Here is a 15,560-nt window from a genome sequence, read left to right as displayed (position 1 = left end):
TAATTATTAATAATGATTTTCTGGATTCATTCCTTTGTACTTAAGACGAAGGTAGTTCAGATTAGCAATACATAGATTAATACTTTGATCAATTTTATTTAGCTCATTATCTGTCAACAAGACATCCTTAACCATGCAGTAAAGCTCATGGAGTTTTTCGGACTCTCTTTTAAATTCGAAAGCGTAATAAACCGATTCATAAACAAATGCCTCCATAGGAATTTCTTCATTAGTAGAGATATTTAATTTGTAATCCTTGCTAACAGTCCTTATCGTTCCGTCACTAGTGACAATTTTAGGAATGCTGTTTTCAACAATGAACTTAGCATTCCATTCACCATTTCTACATCTGAATTCAGTACCATTTTTTAATTTTGATACATAAACCTCTACACCACTATAACTGTTCTTGCCCATATCATCACACTCCTTTTACTTTTCATAATACTTACCTTTTATCTAATCATTGATTGATAATTTAATTTCGTATGCTTTTGCAAATTCAGTAATACCTGCGACAAATCCACTTGAATATCGTTCTTGTTCTATTTCACAAATATCTAACGTTCCTTTCTTTTTAGCGTTATAGCATTTAGAAATTTCAATATGACTTTTGAAATGATCAATAACTTTTTCTTTTTTTGTTTTCTCCACTTCGTATCCAAAATAAACTGCTCTTATTAAAGTGTCCAAATCCAAATATCGTTTATTTAAACATCCATTATTCTTGATCCCACGCTCTTCCCATCCGTTTCTTGCTGAAGTAGCAACTATATCAGCAGGATTATCATAGACTAATCTGTTCTCCAGAGCCTCAGCAACTTCTTTGGTTACTTTCACTTTCTCCTTCATATAAATTCTCCTTATGTATTTAATATTTAGTTTTTATTTAATTCCTATGAAACTATCTATTGATTTATTTTTATTACATACACTACATCCTAAAACAATACCTTCTTTCATAACTTCTACATTATAGCTGTTTCCACAATATTCTCCGCAAAGTTTTGGAGATACTCGCTCTTCTTGTACCTCAAAGCTGTATAGACTGTACCCACATTTCAAATACATTTCTCGTGACTTAATGCCAGGTTCATCAAATTTACTAGCTTCAAACCAGTTATTAGTTGAACTTCCACTCATTGATAAATAATTTCCTTCTTCATTTTTTAATACATACCCAATCATGATGCCATAACCTCCATTATGTATATTTTAACAATAATTTAACGCTTCACTTTCAAGATCAAAATTACGTTCCTTATCGCACTTTTTACATCTAATTCTATACTGTTTTACTATGTCAACATCGACTCCTGTATAAACATCTATATAAAATCTACCTAAATAAGTCCATTCATGAACACATTCAGCTTGTTTTATTTCTTTTTCACGCTGGATTTCTCTTAACTCTCGTCTATGTGAAAATTCACCTATCCATTTAAACAAAACTTAATCACCTACAATCAAAGATTCCTATTATAAAATTCTATTCTCTAACATGTATTTAGCAGCTTCTTTACAGTCATCAGTTATGAATTCAATTTCAAATGATTCTGGTAAGAAAGGAGCTGTTTGTGGAGAATCAACTTCATATGCAAATTCACCTTCAATATGCATGTGTAAGTATGGGCTGTCGTACCATTCTTCATCTTCTTCATCATAGTAAAGTTCTAAGCTGTCATCGCTATATTTATACTTTCTTAAATCATTAGGTGCTTCTAAATACCAATTTGAACCGTCCTCATTAAATCTTTCATATAACGTAACCCAAATAAACTCAGTATCGCCATTATGATACGTTACGTTAAAATAAGCTCCGTGTTTCTTAATTGTTGATGCAAAATACTCTTCTTTTTCTTTTATTGAGTTAATTTTAATCAAAATAAATTACCTCCGTTTATTTGTACTCCTTATAAATACATTAAGTTATTGTGGATACTATGTATTATGCAAATTAAATATAATTGTCTTACATAAAAACACATCAACTTTTAATAATATATCTCTTTCATTTAAATCTAATATCTCGTTCTACATCACTTTTACCATATAAAGTACCATATGATGTTCTGAACCAAAGACCATCTTCATTCTCCTCCTCTAATTCATAACGGAAGAAATGTCCCATATCTTCAATTTCACTTACACGTACAGGTAACCACCAATCACTCCAACCTCCACCCATACTTCGTCTTAAAAATACTTCTTGATGTAGTTGTAATAACGGTTCTTCTTTACCTTTGCTTTCACATTTCTCAGCTTTTCTAAGATCATTATATTTTTCATTACAAATCTCACATTCATAACTAGTGACTGTTTTTACCATCGATTGATCTCCTTTCTTAAGTAATGCTATTTACTCCACTCTATTTCTTCATAACTGTGATATTCCCTAAAAACTTCATCAAAAGCTAAAAAACTAACAGTTACTACCTCGTTATCTACTTCATATGGTGCTGATTCTAAGAATACTTTTTGTTCACCAAAATCAACATCGGTCACTAAGTACTCTGTTCCGTAATATTGGACAGAAAGTGTATGTTTTTCTGAAGGTATTGAATACAATTGATAAAACTTATTCATCAATTCTACTTCTTTCTGCTCAATCTCATACTTTTTCTCTTGAAGATCTTTAAGTTCTTTGTTAATTACATCTATTGTAACCATCACAACCATCTCTCCTTTAAATAATACATCTGTTTTAAGTAATTTTTATTTTCCTATTATTCACTTCTTCCATTTCATTTCTTATTTTTTTAATTTCATTATTATATGAATAGATAATCTCTTCAATCTGTTCATTATACTTTTGAACGGCTTCTTCATATGTATAAAAGATATTTACACTAACTCCTGTATAGCTTCTGTATCCTGTATTATCATATGGAGCATGAATTTCTTTCATCACTTTGCCATTCTTAACTTTTCTAAAATGATAATTCGAATAATAAACACGTTTATTCTTAGGTAATTCTGAGTTACATGTAACTTCTACCAATGTAGGCGGTACATGTCTTACATATCCTCCTGATTTACCTCTACGATAATCTGTGATCCATATTTGCTTTCCAATAACCGTTTCGTTCTCTAATAAAAATTGATTAAAATTCATTGTCCATCACCTCGTGTTTTTTCATCCATTCAATATATTCACAATCACATGAAGGCGTATCTTCTGAGACTTGAACATAACCTATCCCAATATCAACCATATCACCTTGACAGTATTCTTTATTGCAATGAGGACACTTTTTAATAATGATCTCTCCTATTCTGTATTTTTATAATAGACGGCTATTATTGAACTCTTATGTATTAAATAAATCCTTTATTGCATCTAAATTTTTATCATCTAAATATCTATCAATTAAATTGTATTTATGGAACTCCATGATTTCCTCTAAAATTAAATTTGTTTCTTTTGAAATAGGAATCTTTTCATCTTCAGTCATATATCCAGTCACCAGAAAATTTAATGCTTCTGGGATTCCTTTGAATGCTGCAACCTGATAAAGATGATATTTAAAAATACCACCATTTGCAGATTCAAATGTTATTTCTTCATGACTATTTAATATTTTCTTGTTTAATAAGTCGTATTCGATAACAACGGCATCATTAGTTAATAAAGTATGTATAACGTTTCTAACCTTGGTTTGTATATCTCCATTTTGGAAGTGAATATATAGAATACGGTTTAAATCATCTAATTCCTGTTTATCAGCATTAAATCTGAAATCCGTCATAATAAATCATCTCCTCTTATTTGATAAATTGTGTTGCCAAATTCAAAATAAATAAATTTATCTCATCCTTATCTTTAAAAGTACTTCCTAATAATTTTCTTGTTTTTGCTCCATTATGTTCAATGTTGATCCATAAGGACATTCCATGCTTATATTCTTTAGTGTCGAAAGAGACATTTTTAATCATTATTCATTCTCCTTTTCTAATAAAATGCGACTATTATTTAATCCTTCCAAGTCTCTCTAGCACGTTTTAAATTATCTATCACCAATGAGTGTCCATATTCATCCGTCATTATTAATCTCCGTAAATAATTTAACTCTGAATAAGATAACAGAACTTCAATCTTTTCTACTTTTTCACTTTCACAAAATTCAATTGCATCATTCAGTCTACCTAATGCTGTATCCATTGATTTCATCTCCTGTTTTTATGTATTTTATAAAATGAAATTATTATTTAAATCACCATATCGATTTTGTACTTTTATAATTATTTAAGATGAACTGTCTAACTGACTCATCGATATCTTTAAAATAATACACTTCATCAAATTCAATTGCCGTTCCTAATATTCTACCGTTTTCCATTGGAATGATTACAATACCGTTTATATCTCTATTCATACTTCTACAGTAATTTTCTAGTGAAATTATTGCAGATAACTCTCCTTTATTTCCGTTATTATACGTATCTTTATACACAATTGCAGCGACAATATGATTCTTTTTATTATCTGATTTAACAACTTTCCGATTAAATAGGTTCTTAATTACATCCACACAAATTTCATCCTTTCATAAAAGCGTTCTTTTAGAGAAATTTACTTTTCACACCATACACATTATATGAAAACGTATACTCTCCAGAGTTCAACTTCTCTTCATTACTCATCTTAGTTGTCAATTTTGGTTTTTCTCCGAATGCATCTTCGTAACGTTGAATGAATTCATTTATTCTTTTCTCCTGAATACCTTCCAAATTAACCTCTTCAATGACTATTTTCACAAATTTACCTTTTAACTCATCATTAATTTCATGTAGAAGCTCTTTATTCAAATAACCTCGTATCAGTTGTTTATTCATAATAAATCATTTCCTCTCATAAAATCGTTATATTATTTAAGCACCGTCATTTCAATTTTCACTACTTCTACGATTTCAAATTCAGAATGATATTGATGTACATTTCCATTCTCTTTAAATAATCCTTCTACGCCAAACTTTTTAAACTTTAAATAATCTTCGTACCACCAATCCACGTCTTCTTTATCCGTAGTAAAGGCTAAATCAATTCGTTTAGTTGGATAAATCGTAACATGACTGCCTTGACCGAAATCTAAATTCGCTAACTGTCCATTATCTAATAAGAAACCATATACAATTGTTTTCATAAATAAATCATCTCCTTTTTCGGTAATATCAACTTTTCATTTAATTAACTAAATTCTCCTTCATACCATTCATATCCATCAATTATTGAATAACCTCTAGAATGAAGATAATTATTGTTCATAAATTCAATATGGCTCTTTTCACCGTTCCATTTAATTAATTCATTCTCTAAGTCATCCCAAGTGAACTGCTCACCGTATTCATTGACAATATTCCATTCTTTTTTATTTTGTTCATACCACTTCTTCATTCCAGAAACTCCGTGGTATTCTTCTTGAATTTCAAATAAAGGTTTCCATCCTGCTGACCGTTTCCCAATATGTATTTCTTTAGACTTTTTACCATTTGAGTAGCGAATATCCTCTAGTTTATCTAAGAGTTGATCTTCGTCACATCCATATTCGATTAATTTTGTTTTAAACGTACTTATAAGCTCATCTAATCCTTCGTTATACTGTCTTGAATATTGTATACTTTTCTTGTTTTCAAAATAATAATTTGTCCCCATCTTCCAATAACTCCTTTTATAAAATCGAATTATTATTTAATACCACAGAACTTATAACATGCCATAACTTGATCTAAATTTAAATCAAAATCCTCCATAGCATCTTCAACAGTTCCGTAGTATACAATGTCCTCTGGTCGAATTCTAGTACCCTTAACTACGTAACTACCTCCATGAATATTTTCTTTATATTCAATATATTCCACGCATTCATCTCTCCTCTAAAATTTAAACGATAAGTACACTATCATCATATTCATTAACTTCAGTAACAACTTCAGAACCTGTAAACACTCTGTCGCTAGGTACTTCTACGACCTTACTTTTATCCTCTATTTTCTCTAAAATTTCAATCAAATCTTTTACTGTCATAGCCTTCTTAGCCATTTTTAATTCCCTCCATTTTTTATATAAAATACGAATATTATTCAATTAATCTTATTACAGTTAATGGTTTACTTTTCAAATCAAAAGCCTCAGTCATTGTTAATATAAATGATTCACCTTCAGTTTGAGTAATTACTTCACTCCATTTTATTTAATACCATCTACCTTTTCGCCTACCTTCAATTGGAAGATCGTCTAATATAATTATTCCATATTCTTCAGTATCAACAACTTTAGCTACATGTTCATGTTTATAAAAAGAATTTATCAAATTATACACCTCCTATCTTTACTTTTTCATACTAGCATAGCGATCAAATAGCCCATTATCTGTATTCTTAGAGGGGATAAGTTCTTATTTCCAAGGTGGAGAAGTGATGCGTGACAACACCTCTTCATAAAGAGTAATGAACACCTTCACTTTATTTGGAAACTTTTGCTAAAAAGTGGTTTATAGTGGTGGGCTACTGGACTACCATGGAATAGCGAGACAGGCAAAACTTTAAACGGAGCAGTAGCGGAGGAAGCGATTCGGCGCTCGCCTACAGGAAAGCAAGTAGCCTGCAACGGAAATTCATTTTCATCTTTTATATAAATGCTATTGATTGCTTTGTTTATCAACACTATGTAGAGATGTCGTTTTATTACTCAAAAAGCAGGTCACAATCAGTGTGACCTGCTTAGCTAGGCGTATAGGTTAATGTGTAATAGATGGTTTTCTCCATTTACTAAATGTCGAATCCATATTAAAGGATATGGTGTTCTCATTAATGGACAAGCCTGAGATACTTGTATTACAAAGTTCATCCAAACTATCTGAATGATTGTTTTTATTTGATGCATTGGCCGCCATTGCCAGCCCTCTCGCATTAATAATTGTGTCATGTGGCGTTACATACACTATAGGGGAATCTATATTTAATCCAAAAGTGAAAGGATTGACTAATGACATAGTAGAAATACTTTCGTTTGATATTCTAATAATGCCATATTGCTCAATATAATAATCTCGTTTTTGTTGAAATGTATCCTCAAATCCAGGAATATCACTAATATATTTTGAATAGAGTGAAATATTTTTATAGGCAGATAGTGTATCTTGATAGGCTTTTACTTCAGATTGAATAATGATTTGTTCAATTCGTTGTTGATCCTTGCTAGGCTGTTTAATTGTAATTTCTTCAGCTGAGACAGAGATATTACATGAAAAAGTAGCCGTAAGTATGAAAACAGTTTCATTCAATTTTAAGTCACTCCCAGTACAAAAAGATTTCATGTTCATCAATCTATCCTGACTTTATAAATATATTTTATTGCTAATCTAAGCGTAACATCTGTTAGAGCGCCATTTCAATGGTAAGTTTACGCCACTTTAATGGCGGTACTTGGTTCTCTACCGCCATTTTTTTAGTAATAATTAGCAAAAATCTGGCGTGGTTTGCATGAATAACGCCATTTTTTGGCGGTCTTTCTCTTTATAAAGGAATTAATGGTATTTAATGTATTATATAATGGCGTGACTAGTATTAATTCCCACTAATCTATATAATATCTAGTAATACACTAGATAGGAGAGAGGACTATTGAAGGATTTAGATATGCGTATCAATGAATCATTAGACATCCTTATAGAAAATGAGCTATTACTTGGACCTGAGCTAAAATTAATGCTAAAAAGCTTTAAAGAAGAAAAAACAACAGTAGGTTTTTCCTTTGGTAAAATGTGTTTTTGGCATTATGAAGCATTTTCAAGTAGTATAAATCAAGATATCTACAAGGTAGCTGCTGCAATTGAACTTTTAATACTGTCTTTTGATATTATTGATGATCTGCAGGATAAGGATTCAGACTATAGTTGGAACAAAACACCTGAATTATCATTAAACGTTGCTTTAGCTATGCTGATCATGGCATCTAAAACAATAGATGAAACCTCTTTTGAACATAAAAGAGCGGCTATAAAGCTAGTTGATGAATACGCATTAAAAAGTATAAATGGACAGCAATTAGACTTACTAAATAGTTGTCGCGATGAAGATTCCTATGTAAAAATGATTACCTTGAAATCCGGATCATTAACAGCAATGGGTTGCTTGGTTGGCGAAGTACTTGCAAAAGGAGAAATATCTCAAGAAGTAGAGGAATATGGGAAATACATAGGGATCATCCAACAAATTAAAAATGATATTCAAAGCTTAAAGGTATGGGGTCCTAAAAATGATCTGCTAAATAAAAGGTATTCTCTGCCTATTATTTATCTTTTATCACAGAAAAATGATGTTTCAAAATCTGTTTCTAGCTATTATAATGATGATATAGTTACAGATTTGGATAATAATGCAACAGAAGATGCGTTGACAAATGGTGGGGCGATACGTTATGCCATTACCATAAAAAACGTCTATAAATTTAAAGCATTAAATTACCTAGAAAATGTAGCTATAAATCAGGTAGGTAGAGAATACCTACAAAAACTATTGAAATGAGGAGAGATAAAAATGATTAATGTAATCCAATATTTAGAGCAAAATCCAAGCCTAGTTACACTATTAAAAGAGCAAAAAGCATCATTAGTTGGAGTTTCATCTGTAGAGCAATCAGCAATTTTAGAAGCATTTAACGGTGAAATGAATACAGAAAGTGATATTTGGAACTAAGAAAGTTGCGAAGTAAGTTGTTTTGGCCCGCTATAATTCTCTATTTAATTATTGGTTTTTATTTAAATTATGTGAATTATAGCGAGCCTTATATACAAATTGGGGTAGAAGAAGAGAATGACAAATGGGTTATTTCTCAACTTTATTATAAAGACTGGGCAGAGGATCAAAATATTTCTGTTGGTGATGCAATTTTAAGTGTAGATCATGAACCCATCAATGAATTAAATCAACTGAGATATAAATCTAAAATTTTATCTGCTAATGAAATAACAGTACTGAAGCCCGATGGAGATCTAATCAATATACATATTAAGCATTTGGATATCCCTCAACAATTTATCTATGTATTAATCATTCCAGCTTGTTATTATTTATTAACATTATTTGTTGCATTTTATTTACATTTCAAACAAAGGAATACAAAATTAGCTGACTTACTAATTCTTTTTATGTTAACCGTTTCATTGGCTTATGTAAGTAGTGGTGTCTCTGGTAGGATGGATACGATTGGCATTATCGTAAATCGAAGTAGTATGCTGTTATGTTTAGTTATACTATTACATTTTTTGAGAAATTATTATTCATTTGTGAAAACAAATTGGGTGTTTACAAATAATATCAAGCTCTTTTATATAATTCCTTTTATAGCTTTTGTATTAGGATGTATGGGTACTATTTATCCTGCTTCAAATGATATTCTTTCCAATGTTATATTGGCTATTTTCTTTATTCTCCTAGTGATCATCCTTAGTATTTTATTAATAAGCTATTTTAAGTACAGCTCACCTCAGTTGAAAATTTTATTAAATAGTATATTAATACCGTTTCTACCATTTCTTTTTTTATATGCACTCCCTAAAATTTTTTTCCATACGTATATACTTTCTTCTGAGATAAGCTCATTATTTTTATTGTTTATACCATTTAGCTTTATTTTTACGCAATTAGCAGAGCGATTATTTGATATTGAGTACCATATTACAAGACTACGTTATTATGTTATATTTTCTTTAATCTTTACTGTATGGTTTACAGTGGGACTATATTTTATTGCCGGGCGTTATTTAACCATGACTGTTGTGTCGGGTGTATCTTTCTTTACATTTTCTTCATTAATCATACTTTTTTACGTAAAAGAGAAGGTCGATTATCGCAAGCGGAAAATATTATTTTCCACAAAGGGTGACTATATTCATCAGCTATATACAGCTGTAGATAAAATTGGGAAAACAATTAAAATTAACGAACTTTTAGAAAAGTTTGCTTATGAGGTTTCCGTGCATCTGGAGTTAGAGGATGTTTTTGTCTTAACATATAACTATGACAAAAACGAATTCTTACCAATAGCTGGTGAAAGTATTAGGATCGATCCTGACACAATGGAAGAAATCAGATTAGGTGAAATACGCAAAATTGACAAAGTTTATATAGCATTCCTCCATCAGGATGCACATTTTAAAAGAGCTTTAGTGCTAGGGCATAATAATACGATTCATTTAAAAGATGAGGAGCTTTTATGGCTTGAACTACTCTTATTATATGTAAATAATTTTATTGAAAATACCAAGATGGTAGAAGAACTGCTAGAGGAACTGAAGCATATGAAGCAAGCTGATGATGGTCAGTTACCATGGCTGAATAAGCTATTATGGCTAAGATTTGAAGAAGAAAAATACCAGTTAGCTCAAGAGTTACATGACACCAATTTACAGGAGCAACTTCATATAGCTCGCGAGGTGGATGTCCTAGTAAATGCAAAAAATACCACGGATATTCAAGAAAAGCTTGCGAAAATTCATAAACAAATGGTTGCATCCTTACATGAATTACGTACTTATTGTGAAAACCTAAAACCGCCGTTACTAGATACATTAGGTTTAAATGCTGCTTTAGAAAAACTGATTCGGAAAGTTCAAGAAAGAGCTAACTTCATGCTTATTTACACCATTGATCGTCTTTATTTAGAGGATGAGCGCATGAATTTGATGATTTATCGTTTATTCCAAGAGCTACTTAATAATGCATTGAAGCATTCTTATGCAGTATCAGTTGAAATTCATTTAAAAGAAATGAACGATGGTTTTGAAATCATTTATAAAGATGATGGTGTAGGCTGTAATGTAGAGGACATTATAGTAGCAGAATCTATGGGCATTCAAGGTATGCAGGAGCGCGTAAAAGCGTTTAACGGACAATTTACTATTGACTCAAATATCAATAAAGGGATGTTTATTAGAATCATGGTGAAAGAAGGGAGTGAAACACTTGATTACGATGCTCATAGTGGATGATCACCCTATAGTGTTAGAGGGAACTAAAAATTTATTTCAAGAGAATGAAGATATTATCATCGATACGGAAAGTGATGCAACTTGTGTCATTCAAAGGATAAAGAATAAACCGTACGATATCTATCTAATAGATATCAATATGCCATTAGAAAATGGAATTAACCTAGCCCGTAATATCAAGGCTATTCAGTCAAATGCTTCAGTTATTCTTTACACAGGTGATGACATTACGGATTATTATCCACTCATTTTAGAAAGAAAAATAGAAGGTATTTTAGCTAAAACAGCTTCGAAAGAGCAAATATTAAGAACAGTAAGGGCAATTGCAAACGGTGAAATTGTTTTACCTAAAAATTTCTTAGATTTTCTGGATGATAAATTTAAACTGCAAGGCGCTAAAGATATTCACTTAAATGAAAAGGAAAAGAAAATTCTAAGACTCATTGCAGAGGGCCATACAAATAAAGCCATCGCTATTGAATTAAATATTCCTCAACGTACAACGGAGAGATATTTAACGCAACTCTTTTCTTTGTTGAATGTAGATTCACGAACAGAAGCTGTAAATCTTGCTGAGAGAATGAATTTACTCTAAAATATTTCTATGTTATACTGTTGGTATATTTTTCAATTAATAGGGGGCATTATGGGAATTGAATATCCTATATATTTCCTTAGTAAAATAAAACCATATTCCTATACTGAATTGCCTATAAAATATGATAGACACCGCCAAAAAAGTGGCGGTGTTTTTTGTTTCCGCCAAATCACGCCAAAAATTTGTCTGAATCACGCCAGAAAATTGGCGTAAACCCGAAGTTGAAATAACGGTATAACTACTGGTACGCTTAAATTAACAATGGTTAAGTAGATTTGCTTTAGTGAGTAATATATAAATCATTTTATTAAATAAGCAGCCTGACTATCTATGAATAAAGTAGCGTTAGTAGAATGTTACTAGCTAGTCAATATACTTCACCATAAAACTTTATAAAGGTAGGCGTGTATTGTGAAAGTAGAACTTGAAAATTTGTTTTCCATAGATGAAACTAGTCAAGATCAAGTTATTAACGTTTATAATCGTCATGGTATTGCTATTGGTGCGCCTGAATTGAGAAAAAGAAACTTAAAAACAAAATTTAATCCTATTTTTACATTAAATGAAGATGTAACATACGAGCAGGTAACAGCTTTATATGAGTCATTAGAGCGTGAATTTGGAATTGTTTCAATCGGAGAACGTTTTTACTTTGAATTTTCAGATACAGAGTATGAACGAGCACCATTATTTACTTTAAATTCAACAGGTAATTCACCGGAAATGTTCTTAGAAGATAAAGGGACACTATTTTCTTTGAGTACACATTGTAAGTGTTGTGGGCTCATGGATAAAGAGCAGTTATCACCAATAGTCATTGATACTACGCAGATGAAAGATCGTCATCTAGTGCATGTAAATGGTTATTGGGTAGCTTCTGAGGAACTAGTATCTTTAATGAAAAGAGAAAAACTAGAAGGCTATGAGCTTTTAGAGGTGATCCATCAAGGCCCGGAAGAAGGAAAACAGCCAGCCTATCAAATTATTCCTATACAAATACTCCCTGAGTGTAGTAAGGACAGAGTTAAATTATACTTTGCAACTGAGCAACCTCCGTGTAGTTGTGGTTTAAATGGTGTCATTAATGGTCCTGATATTTATCATCATGAAGATTTGGAAAACTTAAAAGGTGATGTTTTCTACTCAGCCGAGTGTAGTCATGATGGAAGATATCTATATAGAAAGACTTTGTTTAGTAAAAGATTTAGAGAAACTATTATAAAATATGGTATTTCACGTGAGGTTAGAGGAGAAAAGGATGTAAACTTTGGTTCAAAAGATTGGCTTTTTGATCCAGTGCTAATTAAGTAGACAAATTTGGTCTAGTAAAAGAATAAGGGAGTGTTTAGGATGTTTAGAAGAATACTACCTATAGTAGCCATTTTATTCATTGTTGCATTGGCCGTTTCCAATTACTTTCACAAACCAGAAGAAGAATCTGTCACTATTTATCAAGAGGTCAATGGTGTAAACCTTTCATAAAATGAAGGCCTATATTTCATTCAGAAAAGATTTATTTGTGTTATGATGTGAAGGACATAGCATGAATGTTTTTTGAGGTGAAAAAATGAAAAAATGGGCATATCCATTAGCAGTTTTAACGTTAATTGTCTTTATTGTATTAAGAGCCACTTATCATAGTCAGCTGATGAATACATTTGATGCAAAGATGGCAGAGCTTCTTTTTGGTAATCGTTTTATTGAGATCTTTCATTATATAGGTGAGCCGAAATTTGTTGTTGCTGTTGCAATAGTTTTAATGGTGTATTTAGCTTGGAAGGTAAAAAATTATCGAGGTATGCTATTTGTTGTACTAACTTTTGCAGTAGGCAATGTTCTGAATCAATTACTAAAGAAATGGGTGCAACGTCCACGACCTGAAATTGAGGATCAACTGACATCCTTTAGCTTTCCGTCTGGACATTCGATGACAGGTATACTTTATTTATTTACACTTGCTTATATTTTAGCGGAGAATAGTAGTAAAGAACGTAAAAACCTTCTGTGGCTTGGGGCTACAATTTTAATGGTGCTTATTGGTTTATCACGTATTGCAGGAGCTCGACATTTTGCTACAGATGTACTTGGTGGTTGGAGCATCGGCTATACTTGGTTTATCATCTGTGTCATTTGGTACGAACGGCGTAAACGTTTATTTCAATCTAATCATAAATAAAAAGACAGGCAGTATCTATTTCACATGATAGATACTGCTTTTTTACATTTTACCGAGACACTGTAAAGAATGATATTTGCCTTATAAAAAAGAATTGCGTATAGGAAACTTCTACGTTAAGATGAGTACAATAAGAAAAAGAGCAAAGGAAGAAGGGCATGGACGGAAATGTTTTACTGGCATTAGGATTAACCCTGTTTGCTGGACTTGCAACAGGTGTAGGTAGTTTAATAGCATTTTTTACATCAAGAACAAATACAAAATTTTTATCATTAGCATTGGGTTTTTCAGCAGGGGTGATGATTTATGTATCCCTTGTAGAAATATTTGTGAAAGCTAAAGATGCTTTAACCAATGCATTAGGTACAACAAATGGCTATTGGATGACAATCCTAGGATTTTTCGGTGGGATGTTGTTTATTGCCTTAATTGATAAATTCATTCCGAAGGCAACTAATCCTCATGAAGTAAAGCTGGTAGAGGATGTTAATGCCATCAAACCACAGGTTAATGAAGAACATTTGATGAAGATGGGCGTTTTTACAGCTCTGGCGATTGGCATTCATAATTTTCCTGAGGGGATCGCTACATTTATGTCAGCTATTAATGATCCGAATGTAGGGATTGCTATTGCCATTGCAGTTGCTATTCATAATATTCCAGAAGGCATTGCTGTATCTGTTCCTATTTTCTTTGCAACAGGTAATCGAAGGAAAGCCTTTAAATTATCCTTTTTATCAGGATTGGCAGAGCCTGTAGGTGCATTAGTAGCTTTTTTGCTCCTTATGCCCTTTTTAACAGATGTCATGTTTGGAATCGTTTTCGCTGGGGTTGCAGGGATAATGGTCTTTATTTCACTAGATGAATTGCTACCGGCTGCACAAAGATATGATGAAACACATTTGTCGATGTACGGTCTAGTAGGGGGGATGGCGGTCATGGCCATTAGCTTAGTATTATTAGCATAAGTAAGTAGGAAAAGGGAGACATCTTTGTAAAAGTGGCTCCTTTTTCTTTTTTCTATTAGCGTGTAACAACAGCTTCTTTTGACTCCACTAGCTCTTGTACTATTTTGAGACAATCATGAAATGTGGTAAAAGGTCTATATGGAACATGGAGCTCTTTACAGCGTTGGATAAGATGATCTCTAGCTAAAACAATATCTGCTAGTTTAGCTGCCTCAAAATCTGATAGAGAATCACCAATTACAATTTTAAAATGATCTTCCTTAGCAACCTTCCGCATTACGCTTGGTTTACAGCAGCCACATCCTTGTGTGCTGTATTTAGCGCACTCCTCATCACAGCTATTTGGGTAGATCAATTCTATTTGTTTACCAGAAAAATCGGCCTTATTACAGTAAATGCCTGAAAAGGGACCAAATTTATCAACTAAAGGCTCGATAAAAAAATCAACTCCGCCACTTACAATATAAAATGGTATATTGTTATTTTGAGCATAGCGGGCAAAATCACCAAATCCCTCACGTATAACTGCCGACTCCATTAGGTATTGAATGACTTCATCTTTTTGATGAGTAGAAAGTAGATGAAACATTGCTGATAGCCCATCTTTAAATGAAATGGTTTGCTCCATCATCGCTTGAGCAATTTTCTCAGATTCTTCTGGTACAAATTCAGTCATAAGTGAAAAAATGTTATCTGTTTCTGTTATCGTGCCATCGAAATCACAGAATATAATGGGTTTCAAGATAATTCCTCCTTAGAAAAGCGCGTATAAAAGGTCTAATTCTATACTTCTATAATATTAGTTTTATCCAAACTTGCTTTCAAGA

27 protein-coding genes are annotated in these 15,560 nt (G+C 31.9%); 8 read left to right on the top strand and 19 right to left on the bottom strand.

The annotated features are described in order from the left end of the window. Positions 1 to 6: 6 nt before the first annotated feature. From QH639_RS18095 to QH639_RS18010, 18 genes are all read right to left on the bottom strand, one after another. Positions 7 to 417, bottom strand: a complete 411-nt coding sequence (locus QH639_RS18095) for a hypothetical protein (protein ID WP_281114919.1) — start codon at positions 415 to 417, stop codon at positions 7 to 9. A gap of 42 nt (positions 418 to 459) precedes the next feature. Then, positions 460 to 852 carry a hypothetical protein gene (locus tag QH639_RS18090; protein WP_281114918.1) on the bottom strand — a complete coding sequence of 131 codons (393 nt, stop codon included), beginning with the start codon at positions 850 to 852 and terminating at the stop codon, positions 460 to 462. 33 nt (positions 853 to 885) lie between these two features. Beyond that, positions 886 to 1,188 (bottom strand): hypothetical protein, encoded by a 303-nt coding sequence (locus tag QH639_RS18085; RefSeq protein WP_281114917.1) that lies wholly within the window; start codon positions 1,186 to 1,188, stop codon positions 886 to 888. A gap of 27 nt (positions 1,189 to 1,215) precedes the next feature. Continuing rightward, positions 1,216 to 1,449, bottom strand: a complete 234-nt coding sequence (locus QH639_RS18080; protein WP_281114916.1) for a hypothetical protein — start codon at positions 1,447 to 1,449, stop codon at positions 1,216 to 1,218. Positions 1,450 to 1,479: 30 nt separating this feature from the next. Then, on the bottom strand, positions 1,480 to 1,884 hold the full coding sequence (locus QH639_RS18075) for a hypothetical protein (RefSeq protein ID WP_281114915.1): 405 nt from the start codon (positions 1,882 to 1,884) through the stop codon (positions 1,480 to 1,482). 127 nt (positions 1,885 to 2,011) lie between these two features. Then, on the bottom strand, positions 2,012 to 2,329 hold the full coding sequence (locus tag QH639_RS18070; protein ID WP_281114914.1) for a hypothetical protein: 318 nt from the start codon (positions 2,327 to 2,329) through the stop codon (positions 2,012 to 2,014). 26 nt (positions 2,330 to 2,355) lie between these two features. After that, positions 2,356 to 2,673, bottom strand: coding sequence for a hypothetical protein (locus QH639_RS18065; protein WP_281114913.1), 318 nt, complete (start codon positions 2,671 to 2,673; stop codon positions 2,356 to 2,358). Positions 2,674 to 2,704: 31 nt separating this feature from the next. After that, on the bottom strand, positions 2,705 to 3,115 hold the full coding sequence (locus tag QH639_RS18060) for a hypothetical protein (RefSeq protein ID WP_281114912.1): 411 nt from the start codon (positions 3,113 to 3,115) through the stop codon (positions 2,705 to 2,707). A 196-nt stretch (positions 3,116 to 3,311) separates the two neighbouring features. Beyond that, the gene (locus QH639_RS18055) at positions 3,312 to 3,749 is read right to left on the bottom strand and encodes a hypothetical protein (protein WP_281114911.1); all 438 of its coding nucleotides are present in this window, start codon (positions 3,747 to 3,749) and stop codon (positions 3,312 to 3,314) included. A 16-nt stretch (positions 3,750 to 3,765) separates the two neighbouring features. Next, entirely contained in the window at positions 3,766 to 3,936 is a 171-nt protein-coding gene (locus QH639_RS18050) for a hypothetical protein (protein ID WP_281114910.1), read from the bottom strand. Positions 3,937 to 3,973: 37 nt separating this feature from the next. Further along, positions 3,974 to 4,162, bottom strand: a complete 189-nt coding sequence (locus QH639_RS18045; RefSeq protein ID WP_281114909.1) for a hypothetical protein — start codon at positions 4,160 to 4,162, stop codon at positions 3,974 to 3,976. Between the two features lie 52 nt (positions 4,163 to 4,214). Then, positions 4,215 to 4,532, bottom strand: coding sequence for a hypothetical protein (locus tag QH639_RS18040; RefSeq protein WP_281114908.1), 318 nt, complete (start codon positions 4,530 to 4,532; stop codon positions 4,215 to 4,217). Between the two features lie 31 nt (positions 4,533 to 4,563). Further along, a complete protein-coding gene (locus QH639_RS18035; RefSeq protein WP_281114907.1) occupies positions 4,564 to 4,836 on the bottom strand; it encodes a hypothetical protein in 273 nt (90 codons plus the stop codon). A 32-nt stretch (positions 4,837 to 4,868) separates the two neighbouring features. Then, complete coding sequence (locus tag QH639_RS18030; protein ID WP_281114906.1) at positions 4,869 to 5,144, bottom strand: hypothetical protein; 276 nt, start codon at positions 5,142 to 5,144, stop codon at positions 4,869 to 4,871. 44 nt (positions 5,145 to 5,188) lie between these two features. Beyond that, positions 5,189 to 5,653 (bottom strand): hypothetical protein, encoded by a 465-nt coding sequence (locus QH639_RS18025; RefSeq protein WP_281114905.1) that lies wholly within the window; start codon positions 5,651 to 5,653, stop codon positions 5,189 to 5,191. Between the two features lie 32 nt (positions 5,654 to 5,685). Beyond that, on the bottom strand, positions 5,686 to 5,859 hold the full coding sequence (locus tag QH639_RS18020) for a DUF433 domain-containing protein (protein ID WP_281114904.1): 174 nt from the start codon (positions 5,857 to 5,859) through the stop codon (positions 5,686 to 5,688). A 22-nt stretch (positions 5,860 to 5,881) separates the two neighbouring features. Beyond that, positions 5,882 to 6,040, bottom strand: a complete 159-nt coding sequence (locus tag QH639_RS18015) for a hypothetical protein (protein ID WP_281114903.1) — start codon at positions 6,038 to 6,040, stop codon at positions 5,882 to 5,884. A gap of 697 nt (positions 6,041 to 6,737) precedes the next feature. Further along, positions 6,738 to 7,283, bottom strand: coding sequence for a hypothetical protein (locus QH639_RS18010; RefSeq protein ID WP_131520879.1), 546 nt, complete (start codon positions 7,281 to 7,283; stop codon positions 6,738 to 6,740). A 340-nt stretch (positions 7,284 to 7,623) separates the two neighbouring features. Between QH639_RS18010 and QH639_RS18005 the strand changes: the two genes are divergently transcribed. The 8 genes from QH639_RS18005 (at position 7,624) to zupT (ending at position 14,733) form a co-directional block, all read left to right on the top strand. Continuing rightward, entirely contained in the window at positions 7,624 to 8,526 is a 903-nt protein-coding gene (locus tag QH639_RS18005) for a polyprenyl synthetase family protein (protein WP_131520878.1), read from the top strand. Positions 8,527 to 8,538: 12 nt separating this feature from the next. Next, positions 8,539 to 8,697 carry a competence pheromone ComX gene (gene comX, locus QH639_RS18000; RefSeq protein WP_131520877.1) on the top strand — a complete coding sequence of 53 codons (159 nt, stop codon included), beginning with the start codon at positions 8,539 to 8,541 and terminating at the stop codon, positions 8,695 to 8,697. 5 nt (positions 8,698 to 8,702) lie between these two features. After that, positions 8,703 to 10,991, top strand: coding sequence for a sensor histidine kinase (locus tag QH639_RS17995; protein ID WP_227744932.1), 2,289 nt, complete (start codon positions 8,703 to 8,705; stop codon positions 10,989 to 10,991). After that, a complete protein-coding gene (locus tag QH639_RS17990) occupies positions 10,975 to 11,586 on the top strand; it encodes a response regulator transcription factor (protein ID WP_225341057.1) in 612 nt (203 codons plus the stop codon). Before QH639_RS17995 ends, QH639_RS17990 begins: the two co-directional genes overlap by 17 nt. Positions 11,587 to 12,000: 414 nt before the next feature. Further along, positions 12,001 to 12,900 (top strand): hypothetical protein, encoded by a 900-nt coding sequence (locus QH639_RS17985; RefSeq protein ID WP_237898800.1) that lies wholly within the window; start codon positions 12,001 to 12,003, stop codon positions 12,898 to 12,900. A gap of 39 nt (positions 12,901 to 12,939) precedes the next feature. Further along, the gene (locus QH639_RS17980; RefSeq protein ID WP_255501606.1) at positions 12,940 to 13,071 is read left to right on the top strand and encodes a hypothetical protein; all 132 of its coding nucleotides are present in this window, start codon (positions 12,940 to 12,942) and stop codon (positions 13,069 to 13,071) included. Positions 13,072 to 13,156: 85 nt separating this feature from the next. After that, the gene (locus QH639_RS17975) at positions 13,157 to 13,765 is read left to right on the top strand and encodes a phosphatase PAP2 family protein (RefSeq protein WP_281114902.1); all 609 of its coding nucleotides are present in this window, start codon (positions 13,157 to 13,159) and stop codon (positions 13,763 to 13,765) included. 158 nt (positions 13,766 to 13,923) lie between these two features. Further along, positions 13,924 to 14,733, top strand: a complete 810-nt coding sequence (gene zupT / locus QH639_RS17970; protein WP_016992734.1) for a zinc transporter ZupT — start codon at positions 13,924 to 13,926, stop codon at positions 14,731 to 14,733. A 55-nt stretch (positions 14,734 to 14,788) separates the two neighbouring features. Here the strand turns inward: zupT and QH639_RS17965 are convergent, their stop codons facing one another. Continuing rightward, complete coding sequence (locus tag QH639_RS17965; protein ID WP_281114901.1) at positions 14,789 to 15,475, bottom strand: MtnX-like HAD-IB family phosphatase; 687 nt, start codon at positions 15,473 to 15,475, stop codon at positions 14,789 to 14,791. Positions 15,476 to 15,560 lie beyond the last annotated feature (85 nt).

Origin of the sequence: Lysinibacillus sp. 1 U-2021 (assembly GCF_029916965.1) — a bacterium.
GTDB classification, from domain to species: Bacteria; Bacillota; Bacilli; order Bacillales_A; family Planococcaceae; genus Lysinibacillus; species Lysinibacillus capsici.
The sequence above is the reverse complement of the archived record's forward strand: the minus strand, read 5'-3'. Positions and strand labels throughout refer to the sequence as shown.

Excerpts from the sequence above, each read along its gene's own strand:
- QH639_RS18035 (WP_281114907.1), bottom strand. The coding sequence starts at position 4,836 with ATGAATAAACAACTGATACGAGGTTATTTGAATAAAGAGCTTCTACAT.
- QH639_RS18050 (WP_281114910.1), bottom strand. The coding sequence starts at position 3,936 with ATGATTAAAAATGTCTCTTTCGACACTAAAGAATATAAGCATGGAATG.
- QH639_RS17990 (WP_225341057.1), top strand. The coding sequence starts at position 10,975 with ATGCTCATAGTGGATGATCACCCTATAGTGTTAGAGGGAACTAAAAAT.
- QH639_RS18095 (WP_281114919.1), bottom strand. The coding sequence starts at position 417 with ATGGGCAAGAACAGTTATAGTGGTGTAGAGGTTTATGTATCAAAATTA.
- QH639_RS18030 (WP_281114906.1), bottom strand. The coding sequence starts at position 5,144 with ATGAAAACAATTGTATATGGTTTCTTATTAGATAATGGACAGTTAGCG.
- QH639_RS18045 (WP_281114909.1), bottom strand. The coding sequence starts at position 4,162 with ATGGATACAGCATTAGGTAGACTGAATGATGCAATTGAATTTTGTGAA.
- QH639_RS18060 (WP_281114912.1), bottom strand. The coding sequence starts at position 3,115 with ATGAATTTTAATCAATTTTTATTAGAGAACGAAACGGTTATTGGAAAG.
- QH639_RS17975 (WP_281114902.1), top strand. The coding sequence starts at position 13,157 with ATGAAAAAATGGGCATATCCATTAGCAGTTTTAACGTTAATTGTCTTT.
- zupT (WP_016992734.1), top strand. The coding sequence starts at position 13,924 with ATGGACGGAAATGTTTTACTGGCATTAGGATTAACCCTGTTTGCTGGA.
- QH639_RS18025 (WP_281114905.1), bottom strand. The coding sequence starts at position 5,653 with ATGGGGACAAATTATTATTTTGAAAACAAGAAAAGTATACAATATTCA.
- QH639_RS18055 (WP_281114911.1), bottom strand. The coding sequence starts at position 3,749 with ATGACGGATTTCAGATTTAATGCTGATAAACAGGAATTAGATGATTTA.
- QH639_RS18090 (WP_281114918.1), bottom strand. The coding sequence starts at position 852 with ATGAAGGAGAAAGTGAAAGTAACCAAAGAAGTTGCTGAGGCTCTGGAG.
- QH639_RS18085 (WP_281114917.1), bottom strand. The coding sequence starts at position 1,188 with ATGATTGGGTATGTATTAAAAAATGAAGAAGGAAATTATTTATCAATG.
- QH639_RS17980 (WP_255501606.1), top strand. The coding sequence starts at position 12,940 with ATGTTTAGAAGAATACTACCTATAGTAGCCATTTTATTCATTGTTGCA.
- comX (WP_131520877.1), top strand. The coding sequence starts at position 8,539 with ATGATTAATGTAATCCAATATTTAGAGCAAAATCCAAGCCTAGTTACA.
- QH639_RS18070 (WP_281114914.1), bottom strand. The coding sequence starts at position 2,329 with ATGGTAAAAACAGTCACTAGTTATGAATGTGAGATTTGTAATGAAAAA.
- QH639_RS18015 (WP_281114903.1), bottom strand. The coding sequence starts at position 6,040 with ATGGCTAAGAAGGCTATGACAGTAAAAGATTTGATTGAAATTTTAGAG.